31 protein-coding genes are annotated in these 25,723 nt (G+C 62.8%); 13 read left to right on the plus strand and 18 right to left on the minus strand.

Features of this window, described 5'->3' with window-relative positions:
- The first annotated feature begins 39 nt into the window (after positions 1-39).
- The 3 genes from tkt (at position 40) to NKH98_RS02370 (ending at position 5,307) form a co-directional block, all read left to right on the plus strand.
- Entirely contained in the window at positions 40-2,031 is a 1,992-nt protein-coding gene (gene tkt / locus NKH98_RS02360) for a transketolase (protein ID WP_352896429.1), read from the plus strand.
- A gap of 157 nt (positions 2,032-2,188) precedes the next feature.
- Positions 2,189-3,199: a type I glyceraldehyde-3-phosphate dehydrogenase gene (gene gap / locus NKH98_RS02365; RefSeq protein WP_352896433.1), complete on the plus strand. Its 1,011-nt coding sequence runs from the start codon at positions 2,189-2,191 to the stop codon at positions 3,197-3,199.
- A 218-nt stretch (positions 3,200-3,417) separates the two neighbouring features.
- On the plus strand, positions 3,418-5,307 hold the full coding sequence (locus tag NKH98_RS02370) for a potassium/proton antiporter (RefSeq protein WP_352896436.1): 1,890 nt from the start codon (positions 3,418-3,420) through the stop codon (positions 5,305-5,307).
- A 172-nt stretch (positions 5,308-5,479) separates the two neighbouring features.
- Here the strand turns inward: NKH98_RS02370 and NKH98_RS02375 are convergent, their stop codons facing one another.
- Positions 5,480-6,397, minus strand: coding sequence for a polyprenyl synthetase family protein (locus NKH98_RS02375; protein WP_352476173.1), 918 nt, complete (start codon positions 6,395-6,397; stop codon positions 5,480-5,482).
- A 79-nt stretch (positions 6,398-6,476) separates the two neighbouring features.
- Between NKH98_RS02375 and NKH98_RS02380 the strand changes: the two genes are divergently transcribed.
- The 3 genes from NKH98_RS02380 (at position 6,477) to NKH98_RS02390 (ending at position 8,158) form a co-directional block, all read left to right on the plus strand.
- Positions 6,477-7,235: a biosynthetic peptidoglycan transglycosylase gene (locus NKH98_RS02380; protein WP_352896783.1), complete on the plus strand. Its 759-nt coding sequence runs from the start codon at positions 6,477-6,479 to the stop codon at positions 7,233-7,235.
- A 139-nt stretch (positions 7,236-7,374) separates the two neighbouring features.
- Positions 7,375-7,557 (plus strand): 50S ribosomal protein L32, encoded by a 183-nt coding sequence (rpmF, locus tag NKH98_RS02385; protein WP_006203806.1) that lies wholly within the window; start codon positions 7,375-7,377, stop codon positions 7,555-7,557.
- A gap of 199 nt (positions 7,558-7,756) precedes the next feature.
- Positions 7,757-8,158 (plus strand): hypothetical protein, encoded by a 402-nt coding sequence (locus NKH98_RS02390; protein WP_023720966.1) that lies wholly within the window; start codon positions 7,757-7,759, stop codon positions 8,156-8,158.
- A gap of 10 nt (positions 8,159-8,168) precedes the next feature.
- Here NKH98_RS02390 and NKH98_RS02395 read toward each other — a convergent pair whose 3' ends face one another.
- The 3 genes from NKH98_RS02395 to NKH98_RS02405 all read right to left on the minus strand — a co-directional run bounded on the left by NKH98_RS02395 (position 8,169) and on the right by NKH98_RS02405 (position 9,530).
- Positions 8,169-8,600 (minus strand): GlcG/HbpS family heme-binding protein, encoded by a 432-nt coding sequence (locus tag NKH98_RS02395; protein WP_352896439.1) that lies wholly within the window; start codon positions 8,598-8,600, stop codon positions 8,169-8,171.
- A gap of 98 nt (positions 8,601-8,698) precedes the next feature.
- A complete protein-coding gene (locus NKH98_RS02400) occupies positions 8,699-8,929 on the minus strand; it encodes a hypothetical protein (RefSeq protein WP_254816548.1) in 231 nt (76 codons plus the stop codon).
- Between the two features lie 76 nt (positions 8,930-9,005).
- Positions 9,006-9,530, minus strand: coding sequence for a winged helix-turn-helix transcriptional regulator (locus tag NKH98_RS02405; protein ID WP_352896443.1), 525 nt, complete (start codon positions 9,528-9,530; stop codon positions 9,006-9,008).
- 96 nt (positions 9,531-9,626) lie between these two features.
- On the opposite strand from NKH98_RS02405, the gene NKH98_RS02410 reads away from it, so the two are divergent.
- Together NKH98_RS02410 and NKH98_RS02415 are read left to right on the plus strand one after the other, a co-directional pair.
- A complete protein-coding gene (locus tag NKH98_RS02410) occupies positions 9,627-10,478 on the plus strand; it encodes an alpha/beta fold hydrolase (RefSeq protein WP_352896446.1) in 852 nt (283 codons plus the stop codon).
- Between the two features lie 49 nt (positions 10,479-10,527).
- Positions 10,528-11,184, plus strand: a complete 657-nt coding sequence (locus tag NKH98_RS02415; RefSeq protein WP_352896449.1) for a glutathione S-transferase family protein — start codon at positions 10,528-10,530, stop codon at positions 11,182-11,184.
- Positions 11,185-11,326: 142 nt separating this feature from the next.
- On the opposite strand, the gene NKH98_RS02420 is transcribed toward NKH98_RS02415, so the two are convergent.
- The 3 genes from NKH98_RS02420 to NKH98_RS02430 all read right to left on the minus strand — a co-directional run bounded on the left by NKH98_RS02420 (position 11,327) and on the right by NKH98_RS02430 (position 13,183).
- Entirely contained in the window at positions 11,327-11,614 is a 288-nt protein-coding gene (locus tag NKH98_RS02420; RefSeq protein WP_254816544.1) for an ArsR/SmtB family transcription factor, read from the minus strand.
- Positions 11,615-11,645: 31 nt separating this feature from the next.
- The gene (locus tag NKH98_RS02425; RefSeq protein WP_352896452.1) at positions 11,646-12,893 is read right to left on the minus strand and encodes an MFS transporter; all 1,248 of its coding nucleotides are present in this window, start codon (positions 12,891-12,893) and stop codon (positions 11,646-11,648) included.
- A gap of 95 nt (positions 12,894-12,988) precedes the next feature.
- Positions 12,989-13,183, minus strand: a complete 195-nt coding sequence (locus tag NKH98_RS02430) for a DUF1192 domain-containing protein (protein WP_352805056.1) — start codon at positions 13,181-13,183, stop codon at positions 12,989-12,991.
- Between the two features lie 124 nt (positions 13,184-13,307).
- Here NKH98_RS02430 and NKH98_RS02435 point away from each other — a divergent pair, with 124 nt between their 5' ends.
- The 3 genes from NKH98_RS02435 to NKH98_RS02445 all read left to right on the plus strand — a co-directional run bounded on the left by NKH98_RS02435 (position 13,308) and on the right by NKH98_RS02445 (position 15,629).
- Complete coding sequence (locus NKH98_RS02435; protein WP_352896455.1) at positions 13,308-14,318, plus strand: NAD(P)H-quinone oxidoreductase; 1,011 nt, start codon at positions 13,308-13,310, stop codon at positions 14,316-14,318.
- A 132-nt stretch (positions 14,319-14,450) separates the two neighbouring features.
- Complete coding sequence (locus tag NKH98_RS02440) at positions 14,451-14,591, plus strand: DUF1127 domain-containing protein (RefSeq protein ID WP_023720976.1); 141 nt, start codon at positions 14,451-14,453, stop codon at positions 14,589-14,591.
- A 342-nt stretch (positions 14,592-14,933) separates the two neighbouring features.
- Positions 14,934-15,629 carry a DUF1013 domain-containing protein gene (locus tag NKH98_RS02445; RefSeq protein ID WP_254816540.1) on the plus strand — a complete coding sequence of 232 codons (696 nt, stop codon included), beginning with the start codon at positions 14,934-14,936 and terminating at the stop codon, positions 15,627-15,629.
- A gap of 108 nt (positions 15,630-15,737) precedes the next feature.
- Here the strand turns inward: NKH98_RS02445 and NKH98_RS02450 are convergent, their stop codons facing one another.
- From NKH98_RS02450 to NKH98_RS02460, 3 genes are all read right to left on the minus strand, one after another.
- Entirely contained in the window at positions 15,738-16,457 is a 720-nt protein-coding gene (locus NKH98_RS02450; protein WP_254816539.1) for a helix-turn-helix transcriptional regulator, read from the minus strand.
- Between the two features lie 18 nt (positions 16,458-16,475).
- Positions 16,476-16,877 (minus strand): hypothetical protein, encoded by a 402-nt coding sequence (locus NKH98_RS02455; protein WP_352896459.1) that lies wholly within the window; start codon positions 16,875-16,877, stop codon positions 16,476-16,478.
- A 140-nt stretch (positions 16,878-17,017) separates the two neighbouring features.
- Entirely contained in the window at positions 17,018-17,185 is a 168-nt protein-coding gene (locus tag NKH98_RS02460) for a hypothetical protein (RefSeq protein WP_254816537.1), read from the minus strand.
- A gap of 204 nt (positions 17,186-17,389) precedes the next feature.
- Here NKH98_RS02460 and NKH98_RS02465 point away from each other — a divergent pair, with 204 nt between their 5' ends.
- Positions 17,390-17,551 (plus strand): hypothetical protein, encoded by a 162-nt coding sequence (locus tag NKH98_RS02465; protein ID WP_008873884.1) that lies wholly within the window; start codon positions 17,390-17,392, stop codon positions 17,549-17,551.
- Between the two features lie 115 nt (positions 17,552-17,666).
- Here NKH98_RS02465 and NKH98_RS02470 read toward each other — a convergent pair whose 3' ends face one another.
- The 7 genes from NKH98_RS02470 to NKH98_RS02500 all read right to left on the minus strand — a co-directional run bounded on the left by NKH98_RS02470 (position 17,667) and on the right by NKH98_RS02500 (position 24,397).
- Complete coding sequence (locus NKH98_RS02470) at positions 17,667-18,398, minus strand: SGNH/GDSL hydrolase family protein (RefSeq protein WP_352896462.1); 732 nt, start codon at positions 18,396-18,398, stop codon at positions 17,667-17,669.
- Between the two features lie 86 nt (positions 18,399-18,484).
- Positions 18,485-19,222 carry a DUF899 domain-containing protein gene (locus NKH98_RS02475; protein ID WP_352896464.1) on the minus strand — a complete coding sequence of 246 codons (738 nt, stop codon included), beginning with the start codon at positions 19,220-19,222 and terminating at the stop codon, positions 18,485-18,487.
- Positions 19,223-19,373: 151 nt separating this feature from the next.
- The gene (locus NKH98_RS02480) at positions 19,374-20,399 is read right to left on the minus strand and encodes a class I fructose-bisphosphate aldolase (RefSeq protein ID WP_352650796.1); all 1,026 of its coding nucleotides are present in this window, start codon (positions 20,397-20,399) and stop codon (positions 19,374-19,376) included.
- Positions 20,400-20,539: 140 nt separating this feature from the next.
- Positions 20,540-21,736 carry a phosphoglycerate kinase gene (locus tag NKH98_RS02485; protein WP_352896468.1) on the minus strand — a complete coding sequence of 399 codons (1,197 nt, stop codon included), beginning with the start codon at positions 21,734-21,736 and terminating at the stop codon, positions 20,540-20,542.
- Between the two features lie 161 nt (positions 21,737-21,897).
- Complete coding sequence (locus tag NKH98_RS02490) at positions 21,898-22,752, minus strand: lytic transglycosylase domain-containing protein (RefSeq protein WP_352504997.1); 855 nt, start codon at positions 22,750-22,752, stop codon at positions 21,898-21,900.
- A 4-nt stretch (positions 22,753-22,756) separates the two neighbouring features.
- Positions 22,757-24,010, minus strand: coding sequence for a flavodoxin-dependent (E)-4-hydroxy-3-methylbut-2-enyl-diphosphate synthase (gene ispG / locus NKH98_RS02495; RefSeq protein ID WP_352896471.1), 1,254 nt, complete (start codon positions 24,008-24,010; stop codon positions 22,757-22,759).
- Positions 24,011-24,217: 207 nt separating this feature from the next.
- On the minus strand, positions 24,218-24,397 hold the full coding sequence (locus NKH98_RS02500; protein ID WP_254816530.1) for a YdcH family protein: 180 nt from the start codon (positions 24,395-24,397) through the stop codon (positions 24,218-24,220).
- A 239-nt stretch (positions 24,398-24,636) separates the two neighbouring features.
- On the opposite strand from NKH98_RS02500, the gene NKH98_RS02505 reads away from it, so the two are divergent.
- On the plus strand, positions 24,637-24,840 hold the full coding sequence (locus NKH98_RS02505; protein ID WP_023678480.1) for a YdcH family protein: 204 nt from the start codon (positions 24,637-24,639) through the stop codon (positions 24,838-24,840).
- Between the two features lie 32 nt (positions 24,841-24,872).
- Here NKH98_RS02505 and NKH98_RS02510 read toward each other — a convergent pair whose 3' ends face one another.
- The gene (locus NKH98_RS02510; RefSeq protein WP_352896474.1) at positions 24,873-25,676 is read right to left on the minus strand and encodes an IclR family transcriptional regulator; all 804 of its coding nucleotides are present in this window, start codon (positions 25,674-25,676) and stop codon (positions 24,873-24,875) included.
- Positions 25,677-25,723 lie beyond the last annotated feature (47 nt).

Below are 25,723 nucleotides of genomic sequence, written 5' to 3' on the forward strand. Positions count from 1 at the left end.
GGGCTTTCCCAAGGCCCAAACCCCCATTTTGGAGGAAGCATGACCTCGCGCGAACAACATGACCGGATGGCCAATGCGATCCGTTTTCTCGCCATGGACGCCGTCGAGAAGGCAAATTCCGGCCACCCCGGGCTGCCCATGGGCTGCGCCGACATCGCCACGGTGCTGTTCACCCGCTTTCTCAAATACGATCCGAAAAACCCGCATTGGCCGGACCGCGACCGCTTTATCCTGTCGGCCGGCCACGGCTCTATGCTGCTTTACTCGCTGCTCTATCTGACCGGCTACGAAGACATCACCATCGACCAGATCAAGCAGTTCCGCCAATTGGGGTCGAGGACGGCGGGCCACCCGGAATACGGCCATGCCGCCGGCATCGAGACGACGACCGGCCCACTCGGCCAGGGCCTTGCCAATTCGGTCGGCTTCGCGCTCGGCGAGCGCATCATGAATGCCGCTTTCGGCAAAGATCTCGTCGACCACTACACCTATGTGCTGGCCGGCGACGGCTGCCTGATGGAAGGCGTATCCCAGGAAGCCATCGCGCTTGCCGGGCATCTGAAGCTGAACAAGCTGATCGTCTTCTGGGACAACAACAACATCTCGATCGATGGCCCGGTGTCGCTCGCCGATAACACCGATCAGGTCGCCCGCTTCCAGGCGTCCGGCTGGAATGCCAGCCATATCGACGGCCAGGACCCGGAAGCGATCGCCTATGCCATCGAAGCGGCCCGCCACTCCGACAAGCCGACGATGATCGCCTGCAAGACGACGATCGGCTTCGGCGCACCGACCAAGGCCGGTACCAACAAGGCCCATGGCTCGCCGCTCGGCGCCGAGGAAATCGCTGGCGCCAGAAAATTCTTCGGCTGGGATTATCCGCCCTTCGAGGTTCCGGCCGATATTCTCGACGCATGGCGTACCGCCGGGCGGACCGGCGTCAAGGCGCGCACCGACTGGGAAAGCCGGCTTGCCAAGGCCGACGCCAAATTGCGCGCAGAGTTCGAACGCCGCATCAGTGGCACGCTGCCGGCCAACTTCGACGCCGTCATTGGCGACTACAAAAAGAAGCTCGCCGCCGACAAGCCGAAGGTCGCCACCCGTAAGTCATCGGAAATGGCGCTGGAGGTCATCAACGGCGCAGTGCCCGAAACCATCGGCGGCTCGGCCGATTTGACCGGCTCCAACAACACCAAGACCAGCCAGACCAAGAACATCACCGCCGACGATTATGGCCAGCGCTATGTCCACTACGGCATTCGTGAGCACGGCATGGCGGCCGCGCTCAACGGGCTGACGCTGCATGGCGGCATTATCGCCTATGGCGGCACGTTCATGTGCTTTTCCGATTATGCCCGTCCGGCGATGCGGCTTGCCTCGTTGATGGGCATCCGCTCGATCTTCGTCATGACCCATGATTCGATCGGCCTGGGCGAAGACGGCCCGACCCATCAGCCGGTCGAGCATCTGGCAGCACTTCGCGCCATCCCGAACCACAATGTCTTCCGTCCGGCCGACGCGGTCGAAACCGCGGAATGCTGGCAGTTGGCCATTGAGTCGGAAAAGACGCCTTCGACATTGGCGCTGACCCGGCAGAACCTGCCGACGGTACGCAACGACTTCGTTGCGGAAAACCTCAGCAGCCGCGGCGCCTATGAACTTGCCGCCGCGAGCGGTGAAGCCGCGGTGACGATCTTCGCTTCGGGCTCCGAGGTCGAGATCGCGCTGGCCGCCCGCGAGGCGTTGGAAAAGCACGGCCATGCGACCCGCGTCGTCTCGGTGCCGTGCTTCGAATTGTTCGATAAGCAGAGCGCCGACTATCGCAGCAGGACGATCGGCAATGCGCCGCTCAAGATTGCCATCGAAGCCGGCATCCGCCAGGGCTGGGATCACTTCATCGGCACCGACGGCATCTTCATCGGTATGACCGGCTTTGGCGCCTCCGGCACCATCGAACAGCTCTACCCTCATTTCGGCATCACCGCCGAAGCAACGGTGAAGGCGGCGGAAGCCCGTCTGCACGGCAAATGAAGGTGAGCCCGCCCGGCAAGGGCTGGCATAGCGGTTTTGCCGGGCGGTGGAGCATTAATCGATTTAAATCCAAGCCTCGGCGGCTGGATTCTTTGCCCGTCCGCCGTTATGAAGCTGCGGACTTGATCTTCGGCCTCCAGCTCCCAGGGAGAGAACAATGACCGTCAGAGTTGCCATCAACGGATTCGGCCGCATCGGCCGCAACATCCTGCGCGCCATCCATGAATCCGGCCGCAAGGATATCGATGTCGTCGCGGTCAACGATCTCGGCCCGGTCGAGACCAACGCGCATCTGCTGCGCTTCGACAGCGTGCATGGCCGCTTTCCGCATGAGGTGACGGTTGACGGCGACCAGATCATCGTCGGCAAGGAAAAATTCAAGGTCACCGCGATCAAGGATCCGACGCAACTGCCCTGGAAGGAGCTCGGCATCGACATCGCGCTCGAATGCACCGGCATCTTCACCGCCCGCGACAAGGCCGTCGCCCATCTGACCGCCGGCGCCAAGCGCGTTCTCGTCTCCGCTCCGGCAGAGGGCGCCGACCTCACCGTCGTCTATGGCATCAACCACGACAAGCTGACCAGGGACCACATCGTCATCTCGAACGCCTCCTGCACCACCAACTGCCTGGCGCCACTGGCGGCCGTGCTGAATGAGGCGGTCGGCATCGAAAAGGGCATGATGACGACGATCCATTCCTACACCGGCGACCAGCCGACGCTGGACACCATGCACAAGGACCTCTACCGCGCCCGTGCTGCCGCGCTGTCGCAGATTCCGACCTCGACCGGTGCCGCCAAGGCCATCGGCTTGGTACTGCCCGAGCTCAAGGGCAAGCTCGACGGCATCTCCATCCGCGTGCCCACGCCGAACGTTTCGCTCGTCGATTTCAAGTTTATCGCCAAGCGGCCGACCACCGTCCAGGAGATCAATGACGCGGTGATCGCCGCTTCAAACGGCAAGCTGAAGGGCATCCTCGCCGTTACCCGTCACCCCAATGTTTCGATCGACTTCAACCACGATCCGCATTCTTCGATCGTGGCGCTCGACCAGACCAAGGTCATGGACGGCAACTTCGTTTCGGTGCTGTCGTGGTACGACAATGAGTGGGGCTTCTCGAACCGCATGGGCGATACCGCCGTCGCCTTCGGCAAGACCATCGCCTGATCGCAGAACCATCTTCTCGACCTTGAAGACGCCCGGCTCAGTCCGGGCGTTTTTCGTTGCAGCACGAACCGCCAACGCACGCTCTGCTGCTCGGGGATGCCAAAACTTTCGACGATCGGCAGCGTGGGGCAAAAAGCCACGCTGCTGCCTTGCAGCGGCCATGTCTTCGCCCCACTCTCCCGTGATGCCGGAGCATATCGACTAGGGGCGACCAACGAATGGAGCATGGTATCTATCTGGTGACGCTTGTTGGAGCAGCACTTGTCGTTGCCGCCGCGTTTTCGAGCTTGATCGCCTTCCGTTTCGGCGCCCCTCTCCTGCTGCTGTTTCTCTGCATCGGCCTCGCTACCGGAACCGACGGTCTCGGCATCCACTTCGACAACGCCCGAGTTGCTTATTTTGCCGGCTCGTTGGCGCTGGCGGTCATCCTTTTCGATTCCGGCTTCGGTACGCCGCTCAACGCCTTGCGGCAGGCGGCCGGGCCGGCGCTGTCGCTGGCGACATTCGGCGTCCTTTTGACCACCGGCCTGTTCGGCGCCGCCGCCTATTATCTGCTCGACCTGACCTGGCTGGAATCCTTCCTGCTCGGTGCCGCCGTCGCCTCGACCGACGCCGCGGCGGTGTTCTTCCTGCTGCGCGCCGGCGAGATCAATTTGCGCGAGCGCGTGCGGTCCACGCTCGAGGTGGAGTCCGGCACCAATGACCCGATCGCCATCTTCCTCACCATCACGCTGGTCGAGGTCATTGCCGCCAACACCCACCCCGAGGCAAAGGTGCTGGTTACCGATCTTGCCGTCGGTTTCCTGGTCAACATGGGCCTCGGTGCGGTCATCGGCATTCTCGGCGGCATGGCCATTGTGCGTCTTGTCGATCGCCTCAATCTCGATCACGGCCTGTTGCCGATCTTCGTACTGACGCTGTCGCTGATGGTGTTTGCTGCCGCCGGCGCCGTCGGCGGCTCCGGCTTCCTGGCGGTCTATCTCGCAGGCCTGATTGCCGGCAATTCCGATATCCGGGCCGTCACCATCCTCAAGCGCTTCCAGGACGGCATGTCGTGGCTGGCGCAGATCATCATGTTCCTGATCCTCGGCCTGTTCGCGACGCCTTCGCAATTTCCGGCGATCCTGGTGCCGGCAGTGCTGCTCGGCCTGTTCCTGATATTTGTGGCACGGCCAATCGCGGTCTGGCTGTGCCTGGTGCCGTTCCGCCTGCCACGCCCGGAAGTCGCCTTTGTCTCATGGGTTGGCCTGCGTGGCGCCGTGTCGATACTGCTTGCCATCACGCCGCTGCTCGGCGGCCTGGAGAACGGCCGCCTCATCTTCAACACCGCCTTCATCATCGTGCTGGTCTCGCTGATCATCCAGGGATGGACCGTCGGGCCGCTGGCGCGCCGCCTCGGCCTTATCGTGCCCGCCCGCCTGGGACCGCTCGACAAGGTCGAATTGGAACTGCCGGGCTCCGCCCATCATGAGCTTCTCGCCTACCGCGTGGCACCCGGCAGCCCGGTGGCGCGCGGCGAACGCATTCCGCGCTGGGCGCGGCCATCGCTTGTGTTGCGCGACGGACGCTCGATGCGCTTCCAGGATATGGGCCGGCTGGCGGCCGGCGACCACGTCTACATCTTCGTGCCGGACCGCTATCCGCGCCTGCTCGACAAGCTGTTCGCCAGCCGCGCCGTCGTCGATCCCGAGGATGCGGATTTCTTCGGCGCCTTCGCTGTCGATCCGTCACGCTCCGCCGAGGAACTGGAGACCGCCTATGCGCCGGGCCTGACCGAAGCGGAACGCAAGCTCAGCATCGGCGACCTGGTCACTACGCGGCTCGGCGGCCACGCCGAATACGCCGACCGCGTGCTGCTCGGTCCGATCGAGCTGATCGTGCGCGACGTCGACGACAAGGGCAGGATCACCGGCCTTGGCCTGTCCTTCGAGCCGACCGCGCCGGTGGCACGCGTTCCGGTGTTCCTCAGCGCCGGCGAAATCCGCGACCGCATCGCCGCCTTCATCCGCAACCGGCGCAAGCCGGCCGAAGCGCAGGCGGTCGAGGCGGCGGCCGAGCTGGAACCGGTTCCGCAGCCCGTGGCGGAAAAGGCAACTGGCGAAGGCTGACCGCTGTCGACGCTAGCCGCGGAACCCTGCCGCCGAGGGTTGAAGAATGGCCCGGCAACTGGCGTGGCGAGCCATATGGTCCGACATCGCCGGAGTTTCCGATCGGCTGCTCCAAGGCATCTGGCCGAACAGTCGGCAATTCTCCGTGACTGTACGGCGCCATGGGGGCGCTTTAATTGTTGCGGGCCGCTACGAACTGCGCCGCTTGTTTCAGAAGCGCGGCTTGTGCGCCAAAAGGCTCGAGCAGCGCATGAGCCTGGTCGACGAGGCCCTGGAGCTGGTCCCGCGCCCAGCCCGGTCCGTGCAGCGCGACCAGCGTCGCCTTGCCGGCCGCGGCATCCTTGCCCGTGGCCTTGCCCATCTGATGCGCGTCGGCGGTCAGGTCGAGCAGATCGTCGGCAAGTTGAAAGGCAAGCCCAATCGCCGAACCAAATTCGGCCAGCCTTTCGCGGTCGCCCGACGGCGCGCCGGCAAGGATGGCTCCCGCTTCGCAGGCAAAGCGGATCAGCGCACCGGTTTTCATCGCCTGAAGCCGGATGATGCCCGCCTCGTCCGGCCGGCTTTGTTCGGCCTCGAGATCGAGCATCTGGCCGCCGACCATGCTTCCCGCCCCGGCGGCACGGGCCAGTGCCAGCACCAGCGCTGCCCTGCGCTCGGCCGGCAGCATTGTCGCCTCGTCGGCAAGGATGTCGAAGGCAAGTGTCAGCAAGGCGTCGCCGGCAAGAATGGCGGTCGCCTCATCGAAAGCCCTGTGCACGGTCGGCTGGCCGCGGCGCAAATCGTCGTCGTCCATAGCCGGCAGATCGTCATGGATGAGCGAATAGCAGTGCACGCATTCGAGCGCCGCCGCCACGCGCAGCGCCGCCTCGCCGTCGGCTGAAAACAGTGCAGCACTTTCCATAACCAGGAAGGGACGCAGTCGTTTGCCGCCGTTCAGCACGCCATGTCGCATTGCCGCCATCAGGCGTTCGGGCCGCGCGACCTCGCCTGAAAGCGTGCGTCCGTCGAGCAACCGCCTCAGCAGCGCCTCGAGCGGAACTGCCCGGGCAATAAGTGCAGCTTCGAACGCCATTTGGTCGTCTTTCGTCATGGTCGGGAGCGGTAGCCGACACTCAGACGTTGCGCAAGAAGCCAAGCGCCATTATGCCGGGGGCAGGGAGTAGCGCGGACTGGGTGGCTTGGCGGAACCGATCGTCGATCACGAAACCGAAGGGTTGGACATGGCGAGACCGAGACGCGGCAGCCGCATCGGTCTTCAACGCTGGGTCCGGCGCGGCATCGCCGTCGCCGTCGTGCTGGCGCTGGTGCCGGTGCTGCTGACCTTCCTGTACCTGCCGTCATTCGTGCATCCGGTGTCGACATTGATGCTGAAGGACCTGGCGACGTTTTCCGGCTACGATCGGCGCTGGGTTTCCATCGACGATGTCGCGCCGGTGCTGGCATATTCGGTCATCATGTCGGAGGACGGGCAGTTCTGTTTCCATCGCGGCGTCGATCTGGGCGAGTTGCGCGGCGTCGTCGACGATGCGCTCGCCGGCGAGATGACACGTGGCGCCTCGACCATCACCATGCAGACGGTAAAGAACCTTTATCTATGGTCGCGGCCGTTGGGCTCGGTCCGTAAGGTCGTCGAACTGCCGCTGGCCGTCTATTTCGATGCGGTGCTGTCGAAACGGCGGATCATGGAGATCTACCTCAACATCGCCGAATGGGGACCGGGCGTCTACGGCATCGAGGCCGCCGCCCAGCATCATTTCGGCGTCTCGGCAAAACAGCTGTCGCGCCGGCAGGCAGCGCTGCTTGCCGTCACCTTGCCGAACCCGATCGTGCGCAATCCAGCGAAGCCAGGGCCGGGACTGAGGCGGCTTGCCGCGTTGATCGAGCGGCGCGCGGGCCGCGCCGGCGCCTATGTCGGTTGCCTGCGATAGTGTCAAAAAAAAACACGGCGACGCTGGCCAAAACGCCATCGGGCGTGTATAGGCAGCCGACTTTCTCAGATTCCGGCCCCTGATGTGGCCCTTTCACGAGGGCCGCCGGGGCGTTTTGACCATGTAGTGGAGCATATCCATGGCCGTTCCGAAACGAAAAACCTCTCCGTCGAAGCGCGGCATGCGCCGTTCCGCCGACGCACTGAAGGCCCCGACCTATGTCGAGGACAAGAACTCCGGCGAGATGCGCCGTCCGCACCACATCGACCTGAAGACCGGCATGTATCGCGGTCGCCAGGTTCTGGAGCCGAAGGAAAGCTGAGAGAGCTTTCGACGGTTTACAGGTTGCGAAACGACCGGCCATTGGCCGGTCTTTTTGCGTTTGCGACAACTGATCGTATCAGCCGGGCCTGACATTGTTGTTTCACGGCGTCTTTGTCCGTGTTTATCGGTCGCACGAAAATTCTTGACGGCGAACGCCGGGCGCACTCTACAAAGATCAGTCCAACCGGAGCCGCCACATGTTCGGTGCCATCCCGCTGCTGATCGTGCCTTTCATCCTCTACAATCTCGGGCTTCTAGGAATATTCGGCAGCGGCGACGATCCGTGGGCGACCGAAATGTTTTCGGTCCGGATGATGTCGGGTGGCGTGTTCTCGATGACCCTGGGCGATCTCATCGTGCTGATCGCACTGATCTTCTTGTTCGTCGAAGTGGTGAAGTCGACGCGTACGACAAATGCCTCGATCATGGACCACCTTTTGTCGACCTTCGTCTTTGTGGCCTATCTGGTCGAGTTCCTGCTGGTGAAGGGCGCCGCCCATTCTGTTTTCTTCACACTGATGGTCATAGCGCTGATCGACGTGCTGGCCGGCTTTTCGGTGTCGATGCGGTCGGCCAGCCGCGACATCAATATGAATTAAGGATCCCGGCTCAGCCCGGGTCGGCGCTAAAGCCAGCCGCCTCGATGCCGGCGATGGCTGCCGTTTCGTCATTGTCGGACGTGTCGCCGGAAATGCCGACGGCGCCGATGATCGTGCCGGCATCGTCGCGGATCAGCACGCCGCCGACGACCGGCAGGACGCGCCCGCCCGACACGTCGGAGACGCCGGCGATCAGATGCGGGCGCTCCTTGGCGAAGGCTTCCACCCGGCGCGAGCCCATGCCGATAGCGAGCGCGCCATAGGCCTTGCCGGCCGACATTTGCGGACGCAGGAACGACGCGCCGTCCTGACGCTGGAACGCGACCAGATGGGCGCCGGCGTCGAGCACCGAGACGCCAAGCGGCCTGAGCTTGAGCTCGGCACCCTTGGCAAAGGCGGCGGCGATGATTTCAAGGGCTTTGTCGAGCGTCAGTGCGGTCATGGCCGTCTCCTAAACGCGCCAGTTATCAACTGGCAGAACAGATCGGGGTGAAACTGTTTCGCGAACGAAAGGAAGCAGTGGATCCAGGGAGCGCCGGCTTATTTCTTCCTGGCGCGAGGCTTCTTCACCGGCGCCGGAGGCGCATTGGCCAGGTCTTCCGCTTCCTTGGCAAGGCGCAGCGCCCGCAGCTTGTTGGTTTTGGCTTGGCGGGCGTCGCTCTCGGCGACATATTCCGCCATCGCCTTCTGGCGCACCGTGGCTGCCTCTTCCTGTTTCTTGAAACGCAAATCGGCCCGCGCACGGGCAGTGTCCTTAGAGTTCTCGACCAAGAGCGTTATCCAATCCCGTAAATTATCTTCAGTCCTTTGATAGCAGAGCCAGCCCGCAATTGGGAAAATAAGTTGGTCATGGCGCTGGATCGCAGCCGACTCGCTCCGCCTTGCGGGCGACCGCCGCATCGTATCCGGCCTGCAAGATCGCGCGGACAGTGGGTCCAGTTGGCGCGGGAGATGTGCCCAGATGCTCGTAGCGCAACTCGTTCATGAACTGCTCCCACATCGGCGGGCCGCCTTTTTCCAGAAGCTCGGCACGGATCGAGAGCTCGTCGCTGACCGGCAGCCAGACGCGGCCCCAGGCGCCGAGATGGGCCAGGATCGGCACCAGCGTAATCGCCATTTCGGTCAGGCTGTAGATCGCCTTTTGCTTGTGGGAGGGATCGCCCGTCTTGGTCAGCATGCCGAGCTCCATCAGCCGCTTCAGCCGGTCGGCGAGGATGTTGGAGGCGATGCCCTCCATCGAGCCGTTGAGCAGTTCGCGAAAGTGGCGTCTGCCGCCGAAGATGATGTCGCGAAGGATGATCAGGCTCCACCGGTCGCCGAACACTTCGAGCGACAGGTTGATGGGGCATCCGGACCGACGATCGATGTTCATGCGAATCTCCAAAACCGGTTGCATTATTGTATCGGTTTTAATATCGTGCAACTGATTGCGAATTGCAATCAGATTGGAAGCCCACGGAGGAGAGCCATGAAAAGCGCCGGACACCCCGAAATCGTATCCCAGACCTTCGGCGACCCGGCCCATCCGGCGGTGTTGTTGATCATGGGCGCGATGGCTTCCATGCTTTGGTGGCCCGAAGCGTTTTGCCGGAAGCTGGCCGGCGAGGGTCGCTTCGTGATCCGCTATGACAATCGCGATACCGGCCGTTCGACCAAATACGCGCCGGGCGAGCCGCCTTATACATTCGACGACTTGGCGGAGGATGCTATCCGCGTCCTTGACGACCATGGAATGCGAAAGGCGCATATGGTCGGCATGTCGATGGGCGGCATGATCGCGCAGCTCGTGGCGTTGAAATACCCGTCGTGTGTCACTTCGCTGACGGTGATCAGCAGCTCGCCCTTGGGCATCGATACGTCGGATCTGCCCGGAACCACCGAGGCCTATAAGAGACATTCGGCCGAAGGCGCGAAGGTCGACTGGGCGAACCGGGGCCAAGTGGTCGATTTCATCGTTAAGGACGCGCATGCGCTCACCGGTGCGGCGCACTCTTTCGACGAGCAGCGAACACGGGCTTTCGTCGAAGAAGATTATGACCGGTCCGGCGGTTTTCTAAGTGCGACCAATCATTTCATGCTCAAGAGTGGCGAAGATGGGAGCGGCGAGGACTGGACCGGTCGGCTGCGCGACATGAAAATCCCGCTCCTTGTTATCCACGGCACCGACGATCCCATCTTTCCAGTCGAGCATGGCGCCGCTCTTGCCGACGCGGTCGCCGGTGCAAGGCTGCTCCGGATCGAGGGCGGCGGCCACGAGCTGCATCCCGACGACTGGGCCGCGATCATCGATGCCATCGTCGCCCACAGCCAGGCCAGATAGTTATCCGACCCCGACGCCGCGAGACAAACAACCCAAGGAACGACAAACAATGTCCCTGATTATGCACCTTCATCCACTGGCCTCCTTCTGCTGGAAACCGCTGATCGCGCTCTATGAGAACGGCACGCCATTCACATCCGTCGTTGTCGATCTCGGCAATGAACAGTCGCGCGCGGCGTTTCTGAAATTGTGGCCGCTCGGCAAGATGCCGGTGCTGCGCGATGAAGCGCTGGACCGGACCGTACCGGAATCGACGATCGTCATCGAATATCTCAACGCGTATTATCCTGGGCCAGTCGAACTGATCCCCGCCGATTTCGATCTCGCTCGCCAGACCCGGCTCGCCGACCGCTTCTATGACTTCTACGTCCAGGAACCGATGCAGAAGATCGTTGGCGACCGGCTGCGGCCGGAGGGCAAGACCGATCCGTTCGGCGTCGAGCAGGCCCGCACCCAGCTGCGCAGCTCCTACGCGATCATTGAACAGGACATGCAGTCGAGGACATGGGCGGTGGGCGCGAGCTTCACCATGGCCGACTGCGCTGCCGCCCCCGCGCTGTTCTACGCCAACAAGGTCGAGCCGTTCGGAGACGAATATCCTGCGGTCAGGCGCTATCACGACCGGTTGCTACAACGCCCCTCGGTTGCCCGTGTGATCGAGGAAGCGCAGCCTTATTTCAAGCTCTTCCCCTACAACAATGGCTAGAGTGGTTCATCGTTTCACGGAAACGCCGAACCGCTCTATCTGTTTGTTCTTGCGCAATTCCGGACGGAAAACCGTTTCATACTTTTTCCTGGAATTGCTTTGGCCTGAAGCTGCATAGTTGCCGACGTGCTGACGACGCCCCTCAGCTTCCGGATGAACCGAGCTGCTCCGCATCCCAGAACTGGTCGAGCCAGATGTTGAGCTTCAGGAAGCCGGCGTTGCTGACCGTGTAGACGCGTCTGGTGCCTTCCGGCTTGGCGTTGACCAGCCCGGCATCAAGCAGCACCTTCAGGTGCTGCGAAACGGCCGGGCGGGACACCGGCAAGCCGGATGCCAATTCGTTGACGGTCTTCGGTCCGCGCCGGAGCTCTTCCAAGAGATGGCGCCGGTTGGGATCGGCAATCGCCATGAAGGCGTCGGAAAGCATCATGCCTTATTTGTGGGGCAAAGCGCCTCGAATCTCAACCGTCGGTTTCAGCTTTTCTGCGCGGGTCGAGCCGCAACGCTTCCGGCGTTACCGAGCGATCGGCCGGCTGGGTCTTGAAGGCATCGCGGCCTTCGATCGGCACCGGCGCGCGACGGCTGATGCGCAGCAGCGTGTAGCCGGCCAGGCAGAGATGCGCGAGCGCAGTGGCCAGGAACAGCCCCTCAGGGCGCATCCAGCCCATCAGGCCGGCGGCCAGCAGCGGACCGATCATCGTGCCGAAGCCATAAAGCAGCAGCAGGCCGCCCGACACTTTGACGAAGTCCTCCGATCGCGCATGGTCATTGGCATGCGCCACCGCGATCGAATAGAGCGTGTAGGCGAAGGCGCCGTAGGCGGCGGTGCAGACGATGACGAAGACGCCGGAGCGCGGTTCGAACAGGAAGATGGCGATGGCAAACAGCGCAGCGCCGAAAGCCGCGCCCGCCAGCACGAAACGACGGTCCGTCGTGTCGGAGAGCCGCCCGGCCGGAAGCTGCATGGCGGCGCCGGCGATGACCACCAGGCTCATCATCAGCGCGATCTCGGCCGTCGAGATGCCGATGCGCGCTCCATAAACGGCACCAAGCGTGCCCCAGGCGCCGTTGGCAATGCCGATCAGCACGCAGGCGATCGCCGATACCGGCGAATTGATGTAGAGCCCTTTGACGTCAAGCGACACGTCCTGCAGCGGCTTGGGATGCGACGCCGTCGAGACCGCCGTCGGGATCAGCGACAGGCAGAACAGAATGCCGGTGATCATGAACAGCGACGCCGATTTCACATCGCCGCCGGCAACGATCATCTGACCGCCCATGATCGAGGCATAGGTGACCATCATGTAGAGGCCGAAGACGGTGCCGCGGTTTTCGTTGGTGGCCTTCTCGTTGAGCCAGCTCTCGATCACCATGAAGGCGCCGGCCATGGTGAAGCCGGTGAAGGCGCGCAACAGGATCCAGGTATATTCGTCGATGATCAGACCGGTGAGCAGTGCTACGATCGCTCCCGATGCGGCGAAGGCGCCGAAAGCCCTGACATGACCGGCGCGGCGCACGATGCGTGGCGCAAAGAAGCAGCCGGTGACGAAGCCGCCAGCCCAAGCCGTGCCCATCAGGCCGAGCGATGCTGTCGAGAAGCCCTCCACCTGACCACGCAGCGGCAACAGCAGACCGTGCAGTCCGGATGCCGCCAGCAGGAACGCGGTGCCGCGCAGCAGCGAGAGAATCGGTCTGTAGCTTGCGAACATTTTTCAATCCGGCTGGGGTTTAAGGCACAAGTCTGGAGACAGCGGCATTCGGGCTTTTCGGCGGCGTGCCCGAGCTTTTGGAATTACCCGCCGTACTATCCGCGGCGAAACAGCGCCTCTGCCGCCGACTTGGTGGAGTCCTTGGTCTTGAGCTCGGCTTCCAGCCGGGCGATCTCGTCGCGCAGGATGCCGATCCGCTCGGACAATTCATCGACGGAAAGCAGCGACAGATCCTGCCCGATCTCGTGCGGGCGCGCTTTCTTCTTGGGTTCGTCGTCGAAGATCGCCATCGTCGCTCCTCCGTGATTGCCCATTTGCCTGATTTGCCAATGAGCATACATAGGGCAGGGGTATGGATGCAAATGGCCGGCAACAGCTGGCACGAGAAACCGGCGAAGCACGACGGGAAAATTCATGGCGAACGCACAGAAAATTCCGGCGAAGATGATGGCGATCGCCATATCGGAACCGGGCGGGCCGCGGGTGCTGAAACCGGAAACCCGCGACGTACCGGTTGCCGGTTCCGGTGAGATCCTGATCCGGGTGCGGGCCGCCGGCGTCAACCGGCCGGACGTGCAGCAGCGCAAGGGCGCCTATCCGCCACCGCCGGGAGCGTCAGATCTGCCGGGCCTGGAAGCAGCAGGCGAAGTCGCTGCCCTTGGTGACGAGATATCGCGCTGGCGCGTCGGCGACCGGGTGTGTGCGCTGACGGCGGGCGGCGGCTATGCCGAATATGTCAGAGTGCACGCCGGCAGCGTGCTGCCGCTGCCCGCCGGCTTTACCTACACCGAAGCGGCGGCGCTGCCGGAAAACTACTTCACCGTTTGGCACAATGTCTTCGAGCGCGGCAGCCTGAAGAGCGGCGAGACGCTGCTCGTGCATGGAGGCTCGTCGGGTATCGGCACGACGGCGATCCAGCTTGCTGCCGCTTTCGGCGCCTATGTCATCACCACCGCCGGGAGCAAGGAGAAATGCGACGCCTGCCTCAAGCTCGGCGCCGACCGGGCGATCAACTACCGCGAGGAGGACTTCGTCGCCGCAGTCAAGGAGGCAACCGGCGGCAAGGGCGCCAATGTCATCCTCGACATGGTCGGCGGCGACTATGTGGCGCGGAACTATGAGGCTGCAGCCATAGAAGGCCGCATCGTCCAGATCGCGACGCAGGGCGGAGCGGTGGCGAGCGCCGATTTCTTCAAGATCATGGCAAAGCGGCTCGTGCACACGGGATCGCTGCTCAGGCCACGCACCGTGGAGTTCAAGGCGGCAGTCGCGGCGGCACTGGAGGCGCAGGTTTGGCCGCTGCTCGGCACGCGCAAGGTTGCGCCGGTGATGGACACGATCTTCCCGCTCAAGGAAGCCTGGCGGGCGCATGAGCGGATGGAGGAGGGTGAGCACATCGGCAAGATTGTGCTCGATGTCGCCTGACGACCGGCAAACAGGCTGAACGAAAGCTTAATGGTGCAATGCAACAAACGCATTGCGGCCATGCAAAAGCGTCTGTTCAATTTTTCATCGCCGATGCCTACTTACGCGGCATCGAAACGATGGAGGACTACCATGAACCCGATCCGCGCTTTCCGTAACTGGCGCATGTACAACGAAACCGTGCGCGAACTGAACCGGCTGAACGCTCGTCAGCTCAACGACCTCGGCATCAACCGCGGCGACATCGAAAGAATCGCCCGCCAAGGGCTTTGATCCCGAGCACGATCCCGCCCGCAGACCGGGCGTTGCTTTTCCGCAATGCCGAGCCGCGGTTCGGGATCAAGACTTAGAAGTCAGAGCCGCAGCAGACGGATTTCCGTCGCCGGTTCCGAGCCCGCCCGACCTTGGTCTGGCGGGCTTTGTCTTTTTGAAGCTTTCGACTGCATGGCGTCATCTGCCGATCCTGTCGCGGTCTGCCGGCCGTCCTTGACACACGCCTCCCAAAAACATTGCGAAACGGCGAGCGAGCGGTTATATAGACCGCGATTTTCCCATTTTGGTGGCTCTAAACCACCGCCCGCGCGGGAACGCGGGCGAACGAGAAGGATTTTTATGATGGCCAATACGCTGCTGATGCCAAAGGCGACCGCCGTCTGGCTGGTTGACAACACAGCGCTCTCCTTCGAGCAGATCGCGCAGTTCTGCGGACTGCATCCGCTTGAGGTCAAGGCGATCGCCGACGGCGAGTCGGCGCAAGGCATCAAGGGCATGGACCCGATCATGACCGGCCAGCTCACTCGCGACGAGATCGCGCGCGCCGAGAAGGACCCCAACCACCGACTGAAGCTCTCCGATCCCAAGGTGCGTGTGCCGGAATCCAAGCGCAAGGGTCCGCGCTACACGCCGCTGTCGAAGCGCCAGGACCGGCCCAACGCCATCCTCTGGCTGGTGCGCAACCATCCCGAGCTCAAGGATGCGCAGATTGCCCGCCTTGTCGGCACGACGAAGTCGACGATCGACCAGATCCGCGACAGAAAGCACTGGAACTCCGCCAATCTCCAGCCGATGGATCCGGTGACGCTCGGCCTGACGTCGCAGATCGACCTCGATATGGAAATCAACCGCGCCTCGCGCGGCCGTGAGCAGGCGCAGCCGGTCGGCGATACGCTGCTGCCGGCCGCCTTGACCGAACGACTGGTGCCGGCGCCGGAAAAGCCGAAAGACGAGGACCAGGAACTCGACGCCAACGCCGTCTTCGCCAAGCTTTCGGCGCTAAAGTCGAAGGACAAGGATGCCGACGAAGAAGAGTAGGCATTTCGCATCCAAAACAAAACGCCCGCTTTCAAGCCAACCGAAAATCGGCGGGTTTGTCAGCGGTCTGAGCCCGCTTTCAAGCGGGCTTTTTTGTGATCTTTCGTGTCAGCTCCGCGCCGCTCGGTCCGGCGCCATGCCGTAATCCTCGCTGCGCTCCACCGCGCGATAGAAATCGGCGAGCTGCTTGCCGCGCTCCGGCTTGAAGGTGCGGCCGGCGATGACCACCGAGGCGATGCGGTCGATGCGGAAAGCGCGGAAATCGCTGCGCATCTCGCACCAGGCGACCAAGGTCCACACCTTGCCCCAGAACCACAGGCCGAGCGGGCGGATGTCGCGCGCCGTGCTGCGGCCGGCCTCATCCGAATAGTCGATGGTCAGCACCTGACGTTTCTCGATGGACCGCTCGATCAGGTCGATGGCTTCACGGGCGGCATCGCTTACCACCCACATCGGCGTGTGGATCTCGGTACGGGCGATGCGGTCCTTTTCGGCGTCGGGCAACACGGCGCCTATCTTGACCAGCGCCTCGTCGGCGGCTCGTGCCATGGCCGCGCCGCCAAAGGCGCGCACCATGCGGGCGCCGGCGACCAGCGCGACGATCTCGTCACGCGTGAACATCAGCGGCGGAAGGTCGAAACCCTCCCTCATCATGTAGCCGACACCGGCCTCGCCGTCGATCGGCACGCCGGTCGACTGCAGGTCGGCGATGTCGCGATAGATCGTCCGCTCGGAAACCTCGAGCCACGTGCCCAGCTTCTGGGCAGTGACCAGACGGCCACCACGCAGATGCTGCACGATCTGGAAGAGCCTGTCGGCGCGGCGCATCGTATGGACCCTCGGCGTCTATCGTTCCAGCCCTTCGCGCTTGCGCTGCGCGGCGACGAAGGCCGCGCCGAAGGACAGTTTCCTCGTTGTCGGCATGCTTGCGTCGAGCACCCGCCAGAACGGCGCAATGTCGCTCAGCGCCATGCCACGCTCAAGATCCTTGTTGGCGGCCTCGGCGACAGTGCGCAGATGATAGCCGATGGTGACCGGACATGTCACCTCGGCACCGTGCTCGATGGCGAGAACGGTGCACAAAGCGCGGATATCCATGCCTCCGGGGATGGAGCGGATGAATGCATCGACCTGGCGAGCTGTAGGAACCAGCATCGGCTGCCCGTCGACGACGTCGCCGATGGTGCGTGGCGACGGCTTTATGCCGTTGAGGCCAGGCATGTTCAGCCTGTCGCTCCAGCTTTTCATCGATCGTCCTCTCAGCCATCCGTCTCCGGCGGCCATCGCACTATGGCACGAGCCTCCTGACACCATACTGTCAGGAGGCTTCAGCATGCCATTTCAGCTCGTCGCCAGGTTGCATCCAAACGCCACCCAGAAAGCTTGCCTCAATTGCCGCCATTGCGGCGGTCGCCATACATGTCCGGCCAACCAATATCCTTGCGGATGTCCGCCGGCAGGGTATTCATGAACCGCTGGGTGCGGATCTCATTGCGCATCGTCCGGATCTTGCCGACATAGTGCTGCACGCTACGCAGAATGGTAAAACCGTTCATGGCTGGTCTCCTCTCTTTCGATGCAGGCACTATCGCACACCCCTGCTGACAGCAGTCTGTCAGGAGGGTGCGTCTCTCCTGACTGGCGTTTTTGATTTGTCGACCGAAGTGATCAGGCAGTGCTGAAAAGAGGCCTGCCGCACTGGAAAGACGGCGATCGCGGAGCCGCTTTGACAGCCAGCCGCGATGCTGATCAAAGGCGGCATGTCGAAACTTCTCGCGCTCGTCATCATCGCCATGATGGTCATCCAGCTCATCAAGCCGCTCGGCTGGCCCGGGCTGAAGCGGCGCAGCGATTTCTGGAAGCTGGCGCTGCTGGCGATGGCGGCGATTTCGATTACGGCGGTGCTCGGGCACTGGACGTGATGCATGTCGCGCAAAGTGTGCAGCGGTTTTGCGACAACGACATGCATGGAAACAGTACCTGAAGCGCGTCGGATGAGGCCAATCGAACGCGACGCGCTTTAGTGCCGGCGGTCCGCTACGCGACGCCCGGTTCGTTGTCGAGCACCAGGCTGACCAGATGTTCCGCCCAGGCTCGGTAGCCGGCTTCCGAAGCATGAAATCCATCCGACGCAAAGCCGGCCTCGGCATCGGTGATCGGCAGGCGGGGCGCCGGTATGGCGCCGCGCTCGAGGCAAAGGCGCGCGCCCATCCGGTTCATTTCGACGGCACGGATTTCGAGGATCTTGCCGAGCAGCGTCGGCATTGCCGGCGCCCGGGTGAACTCCAGCACCGGCGACCACACGACGCGCGCCTCCGGCCATTTGGCGCGCAGCGCGTAGAGCAGGCCGCCAAACTCGCGCTTGAACCGCGGTACCGAATGAAAATTCTTGGTGTCGTTGGTGCCGATGGCCAGCACGATATGCGTCCACGGATCGGCCGATAGATTGGGCAGCACATGATCGCGGATCTGGCCGGAGGTTGCCGAGTTGAAGCCGGCTGACCGCCAGCGCACGATGCGGCCGGTGCGTTGCGCAATCAGAACGGCCAGTTGCGCGGCCAATCCGTTTTCAGAATTGCCGATGCCTACCGAGGCGGCGGAGGAATCGCCAAGCACCAGAACCGAGATTGCTGGCGTCAGGCCAGATATCTCGTGCATGACCGGACCTTGTGCCGGCAGCATGCGGGTGGTGCGGCGACGCACGCCAAGTCCTTGCCAGACATAGACCGGAAAGGCGAGCCAGGTGAGAAGGGTCGGAAAGCGCCGCATGGCAAGTCCCTTTTAGGGCGTAGCGAACAGCACTTAGCGCATGTTGCATTGGAGGTGAACGACCTTACAGTGGCACCCTTGTCGCCTCAATGGCAGCAGTCATGTGTCCCGGATTGATCTTCGTACTCGTCATGCAGCCGCACCCAGTCGACGAGGCTATGATGCGGGCCGGTTTCGTTGCGACCCTTCGGCGTCAGGTCGAGATAATGATAGGCGCCGATCAGCGGATCGCCGCCTCGGGAGCGCAAGACGAAGGTCAGGAAGATGTCGCCCTTCTCGTCGCGATAGAACACGCTGACGCCAGGAAGGTCTTTCGAGTTTCGCGCACGCCGCTCGAAATTGTAGGTCGTATCGCCGGCCGCGATCTGCTTGTCCGTGAATGACACCTGCATATCGAAGTTGAAGTCCGAGGCGTAGGACGACACCCAGTCGAATTTCCATCCCATACGCTGCTTGTAGGGCAGCAATTCGGCCAATGGCGCCCGCGCTACCACGACAAGTGAGACATCGTGGTGCCTGAGATGCTGGTTGGCGCCGTCGATATGATCGGCAAGGAATGAGCAGCCTTCGCAGCGATAATCGGCGCCCGGCCCGAACATGAAATGGTAGACGATCAGCTGGCTGTTGCCGCCAAACAGGTCGGGCAGTTTCTTTGGCCCTTGCTCGGTCTCGAAGACGTAGTCCTTGCGGATCTTCAGCCACGGCAATTCGCGGCGTTCGGCGGCGACACGATCGCGAAAGCGCGTCAATTCCTTTTCGCGCGCCAGATGCGCCTTGTGCGCCTGAAACCAGTCTTCCTGCGAAACGATCTTGTTGTTTGGCATAGGTCTGCTCCTCTTTTCACGGAGGACGTTCGGCAGCGAGCAATACCGACACCCGGCTGCATTTCAGTTGCAAGAAATTGCAGCCCTTGCTGCTTTCAAACAAAAACCCGGGCACGTGGCCCGGGTCGGGAGAAACGCAAGATGTCTTCGGTCAGGCGGCTTGCTCAAGCTTCGGCTGCCATTGTCCAAGCGCCGCCAGATGGTTCATGTGGGCGCGATGGGCGAAGGCGGCCTGCGCGGCGGCGACGTTCGCTGCCTTGCCGCCCCAGGCCTTCTGCGGAGCGGCCTGCAAGGCGCGGCCATAGGAGAAGGTCAGCTTCCACGGATGCGGGCCGATGGCGTTGATGGCATTGAGGTTGGCGGTCGCCTCCTCGTCCGATTGTCCGCCCGAAAGGAAGGCGATGCCTCCAATCGCCGCCGGCACCGTCTCGCGGAACAGTTTTATGGTCCTTTCGGCAACTTCCTCCGGGCTGCTGACCTTGCCCGATTTCTTGCCGGCGAGGACCATGTTCGGTTTCAGGATGGTGCCTTCGAGCGCGACGCGGGCCGCATAGAGCTCGGTGTACAACTTTGTCAGTGTCGCCTTGCTGATCTCGTAGCACGTGTCGATGTCGTGGGCGCCGTCCATCAGCACCTCCGGCTCGACGATCGGCACGATGCCGGCTTCCTGGCAAAGCGCGGCGTAACGGGCGAGCGCATGGGCGTTCGAGCCGATCGAGGTGGCGGAAGGCACGCCTTTGGAAACATCGATGTCGATCACCGCGCGCCATTTGGCAAAGCGGGCGCCGAGCTTGTAATAGTCGGCGAGGCGTTCGCGCAGGCCGTCCAGGCCTTCGGTGATGGTGTCACCGGGAAAGCCGGCCAGAGGCTTGGCGCCGGCATCGACCTTGATGCCGGGGATGGCGCCTGTTGCCTTGATGATGTCGACCAGCGGCGTGCCGTCGGCGGCGTTCTGGTGGATGGTCTCGTCATAGAGGATGACGCCGGAAATGTATTTGGTCATTGCCTCGCTGGCGCGGAACATCATCTCGCGATAGTCGCGCCGGCTGTCGGCGGTCGACTCGACGCCGATGACGTCGAAGCGTTTCTTGATGGTGCCGGAGCTTTCGTCGGCCGCCAGCAAGCCTTTGCCATCGGCCACCATCGCGGCGGCAATGTCCTCGAGACGTTCGCTCATCGTGCTTCTCCTGAAAGAATTGATCCGCGCCCAGCAGACCACCAGAGCAACGCAGGTTCAAGTCGAACCATTTCGTCAAACAAGCGCGAATCGATTGAAAGTCGCGGGCGCACTCCTTCGCGCTGCTCTTGCGGTCGCGCTCAGCGCTTCAAGACGTCGACGCCGGGCAAGGGCTTGCCTTCCATCCATTCGAGGAAAGCGCCGCCGGCCGTCGATACATAAGTAAAATCATCGCTGACGCCGGCATGGTTGAGCGCCGCCACCGTGTCGCCGCCGCCAGCGACCGAGACCAGTCTGCCGGCCTTGGTGCGCGCTGCCGCGTGCCTGGCCGTCGCCACCGTTGCGTGGTCGAATGGCTCGATTTCGAAAGCGCCGAGCGGCCCGTTCCAGACCAGCGTCGCGGCGCGGTCGATCCATTCGGCAATGGTTTTCACGGTCTTTGCGCCGACATCGAGGATCATGCCGTCGGCCGGCACGTCTGCTATGGCGACGGTCTCGTTGGCGGCGCCGGCCCTGAACTCCCTGGCGACGACGCCGTCGGCGGGCAGGATGATGGCGCAGCCGGCCTCGGCCGCCTCGATCATGATCTGCTTGGCGGTGGTCGCGAGATCATGCTCGCACAAGGATTTCCCGACGTCGGTGCCGCGCGCCGCTAGAAACGTATTGGCCATGCCGCCGCCGATGACCAGCGCGTCGACCTTCTTCACCAGGTTCATCAACAGGTCGATCTTGGTCGAGACTTTGGCGCCGCCGACGATGGCGACAACCGGGCGGGCGGGATTGCCAAGCCCCTTTTCCAGCGCATCGAGTTCGGCCTGCATGGTGCGCCCAGCGAAGGCCGGCAGCACATGCGCCAGCCCTTCTGTCGACGAATGGGCACGGTGCGCAGCAGAGAAGGCGTCGTTGACGAAGATGTCGCCGTTAACGGCGAGCTTTTCGGTGAAGGCCGGGTCGTTCTTCTCCTCGCCCCTGTGGAAGCGGGTGTTCTCGAGCAGCAGCACGTCGCCGCCGTTCATGGTAGCAACGGCATTTGCGGCCTTGTCGCCGATGCAGTCGGCGGCAAAGCCGACGGGGCGGCCGAGCACGTCCGCCGTCGCCCTGGCGATCGGTTCGAGCGAGAATTCGGGCGCCGGTCCATCCTTGGGCCGGCCGAAATGGGCAAGCAGGATGACCTTGGCTCCCTTGCCGGAGAGCTCGGCGATGGTCGGCGCAATGCGCTCGATGCGGGTGGCGTCGGTGACCTTGCCCTCGGTGACGGGAACGTTGAGGTCGACACGCACCAGCACACGCTTGCCGCTGATATTGCGGATGTCGTCCAGTGTCTTGAAGCCGGCCATGCTGATCCCTTTCGCGAAAAATCGCGGGGACCTTACCCCGCATCGACGACGATGCAAGACCTGGCTAACGGTTCACCGAAAATATGATTTCACGTGTCGAGGACGAAGTGCCCACTGGGAGCAAGATGGCAGCAATGGCGCGAAACGCACCGACACATGGCTTACCGATTGCGCACCACGATGCATGCGCCGCCCACGCTGTGCAGTTTCTGGCAAATATCGTCGGCCTTGGCTTTGGTGTCGGCGCCGATCCGCACCGCATAGATGCCGCGCCTGCCGATCGGTGTGCGCACCCGGCTGACCACCGGATCGCGACCGCTGAGCAAGGCTGGAAACCGGCGCTTCACGTTGCTCCACTGATTGAGCGCCGCGGCGCGACGGAAATTGCCGGCCACCTGCACGCCCCACGGCTTGATGTTGATCGACGACATCGGCACGGTTCTGGACATGATCACCGGCAGCTCGCGGCAAGCGGCAGCGAAACTCGCCTTCTTGTCGAGCGGCCGGATGACGCCGGCATACGCGGCATCGGTGAACTTGTCGGCCGGCTCGCCCATAACGTCCAGGACGTAGCTTTCGGTCTCCATCGGGAGGAATCCGCCGGAATTCAGCCAGCGCGTCACCCGGCTCTCGCCAGCATTGTAGGCTGCGGCGGCGAGGCCCAGATTGCCAAAGCCGGTCTTCATTTCGGCGAGATATTTTGCCGAGGCCGGGATAGCCTGCTCGATATCGAACGAATTGGCGAGCCCGCGCATCTTGGCGGTGCCCGGCATGAATTGGGCGATACCCTCCGCGCCGACGGGGCTGACCGCGTTGGGATCGAAACGACTCTCCTTCCAGATCAGCCGGGCAAAGAAATCCCGGGGCAGGCCGTTCTGGTCGGCATGCGTCTCGATAAGATCGCAAACTCGATCGATCAGCTTCTGCTTGGCGGGCCGCGGCGGATCGGCCTGGACGGCCGCCGCCCAGCCCAGCCCGGAAATGACAACCAGCGTCGCCCCAAGCAAACGCCGCATGGAACTACTCCGCCGCGGCCTTGCCGTGTTGCCCAAACCGCCGTTCGATGTAGTCGGAAACCATTTTCTCGAAATCCGCGGCGATCGACGGGCCGCGCAGGGTCGCCGCCTTCTTGCCGTCGACGAACACCGGGGCGGTCGGCGTCTCACCGGTGCCGGGCAGCGAAATGCCGATATCGGCGTGTTTGGATTCGCCCGGACCGTTGACGATGCAACCCATCACCGCGACCTTGAGGTTCTCGACGCCGGGATATTGTTCGCGCCACACCGGCATGTTCTTGCGCAGGTCGGCCTGGATGTTCTGAGCAAGCTCCTGGAACACGGTCGAGGTTGTGCGCCCGCAGCCCGGGCAGGCGGCGACGATCGGCACGAACTGCCGGAAGCCCATGGTCTGCAACAGCTCCTGCGACACCTGCACCTCGCGCGTGCGGTCGCCGTTTGGCTCCGGCGTCAGCGAGATGCGGATGGTGTCGCCAATGCCCTGCTGAAGCAGGATGCCCATGGCCGCGGACGAGGCGACGATGCCTTTCGAGCCCATGCCCGCCTCCGTCAGGCCGAGGTGCAGCGCATGGTCGGAACGGGTGGCAAGCTCGGTGTAGACGGCGATCAGATCCTGCACGCCGCTGACCTTGGCCGACAGGATGATTTTCTCGCGGGCAAGGCCGATCTCTTCAGCCATTTGGGCCGACAGGATTGCCGACTGCACGATTGCCTCGCGCGTCACTTCCTGGGCGGTCAGCGGAAAGCCCTGGGCCTGGTTGTCGTCCATCAGCCGGGTCAGCAGCTCCTGGTCGAGCGAACCCCAATTGACGCCGATGCGCACCGGTTTGTCGTATCGGATCGCCACCTCGACGATCGCGGCGAACTGCCGGTCTTTCTTGTCCTTGAAGCCGACATTGCCGGGATTGATGCGGTATTTAGCCAGTGCCTCGGCGCAGGCCGGGTGGTCGGCCAGGAGCTTGTGGCCGATATAATGGAAATCGCCGACCAGCGGCACGTCGATGCCGAGTCGTTCCAGCCGCTCGCGGATGGCCGGCACGGCGGCAGCGCTTTCGTCGCGATCGACGGTTATGCGCACGATCTCGGAGCCGGCGCGATGCAGCGCCGCCACCTGTGCGACCGTCTGATCGACATCGGCCGTGTCGGTGTTGGTCATTGACTGGACGACGACCGGCGCGCCGCCGCCGACAATCACGCCGCCGACATCGACACCGACCGACCTGCGGCGTGGGAAGGGTGAGGAATAATATCCGGTCATGCCGGCTGCCTTTAATCTTGAAGGTCCGGGCATGAGGTGGAGGAGCAAAGATGGCTTGTCAATGGCGACTGGCGCGCAGGCCTAGCAAATCGGAAATGACAAGACGGCAGCTTGCCGCAAATCCACGGGCGTTTCCGGCAGCATAGCGATATGCCACCGGAAAGAGACGCGCGCCGGGCGGCGCGCGCTTCTAGTCCTGGAAGGGCTTCAGTGCGTCGTCGGTTTCGCCTTCAGTTTTTCAATCTCGTCCTTGAGCGCCAGCTTGCGCCGCTTGAGATTCACGATTTCGAGGTCGTCTACCGATGGATGGGCCATCGCATCGTCGATTTCCCGTTCGATGTCGCCGTGTTTCCGCTGCAGCTCATCAAGATGGGATGCAAGAGACATGATTGGTTCTCCCTTTCATGGTTTCCTCGATTGCAGCCGCCAAGGCACGTCCACCGCAGGCTCGCTTCTGTGACGGCATAATGACAGTGTGCCACCATCGGGCACCGATGTCGAATGCTGCGTGGTAGCATTCCACGACAATGTGAAATGTGGTATGGGCTGCGCGCCGGTGCAAGAAGGCCCCGGTCCCGCCCAATCAGGCCCAGTGTTTGGGCGCCGCAGACGTGCAGACGGTAAAAATGTCCGATCAGGAACAGGCGGATATCCGCCTCGAATATTCCCGGCTGAAGCAGGAACACGCCGATTTCGACGCGGCCATCAATGCGATGATCGCCATGAATTGCGACCCGCTGCAGATCCAGCGCATGAAGAAAAAGAAGCTTTTCCTGAAGGACAGGCTGATGGCGCTGGAAGACAAGATCATTCCAGACATTATTGCTTGAACGAACACCGGCGCCGGCCTGCTGGAAAAGCGCTATGCCGCGATCGAAAGCCGTGCGGCGCGCTCGCGCAACAACGCTATCAGATCGTCGGTCTTTTCGCTCGAAGTATCGATCGGAACCACCAGGCACATCGTCGCCTCGACCCTGCCCGGCGCTGAAAAGACCGGCGCGGCCAGGCATTTCGTGTAGGCATCGACAAGGCCGGACGTGACGCAGTAGCCGGCCGATTTGGCGACGGCGATGTCGGCTATGAAATCGTCGAGCCGCAACCTGCGGCCGTCCGGCAGCACGAGATCGTCTTCCGAGACCATATCCTCGATCGCCGCCCTGTCGAACCCGGCGAGGAGCAGCCGCCCGGAAGCTGTCCAGGGAAGCGGTATTTGCAGACCCGTCGCCGAACTGATCCTGAATGGCCTCGTTCCCGGGCTTGAATGGACGATGGTGTAGCGGCCGCTTTGCAGCATGCACAGCTCCGAGGTCTCGCCGGTCTCGCGCGACAGATGGTCGACTTCCTGGCGCCCTCGCCTGAGCAGGTCGTTGCCCCGCACATAGTCCATTCCGTAGAGATAAAGCTTCTTTCCGAAATAGACCCGATTGCCGTCTCCGGCCATCTCCAGCAGGCCAGCGTCGACCAGCGAGCGCACCAGCGTATAAGTCGTCGAACGCGGCGCGTTCACCCCCTTGGCAAGGTCGCCAACACCGATCGCGCGCTGGTTAGTGTGGAGAAACTCCAAAATCTGGAGAACCCGGTTGAGACCCTTCTCCCGAGAGCCCGAGGTCTTGTCTTCGTCCAGTCCGACGTCCGGTCGAGCGGCCAATGCATTGCCATCTTGCATTATCGATCCCTGATGTTAATCTGTCTTGTACAGAGTACACGCGTCTC

It is taken from the genome of Mesorhizobium sp. M0833 (assembly GCF_040319905.1).
Classification (GTDB): domain Bacteria; phylum Pseudomonadota; class Alphaproteobacteria; order Rhizobiales; family Rhizobiaceae; genus Mesorhizobium.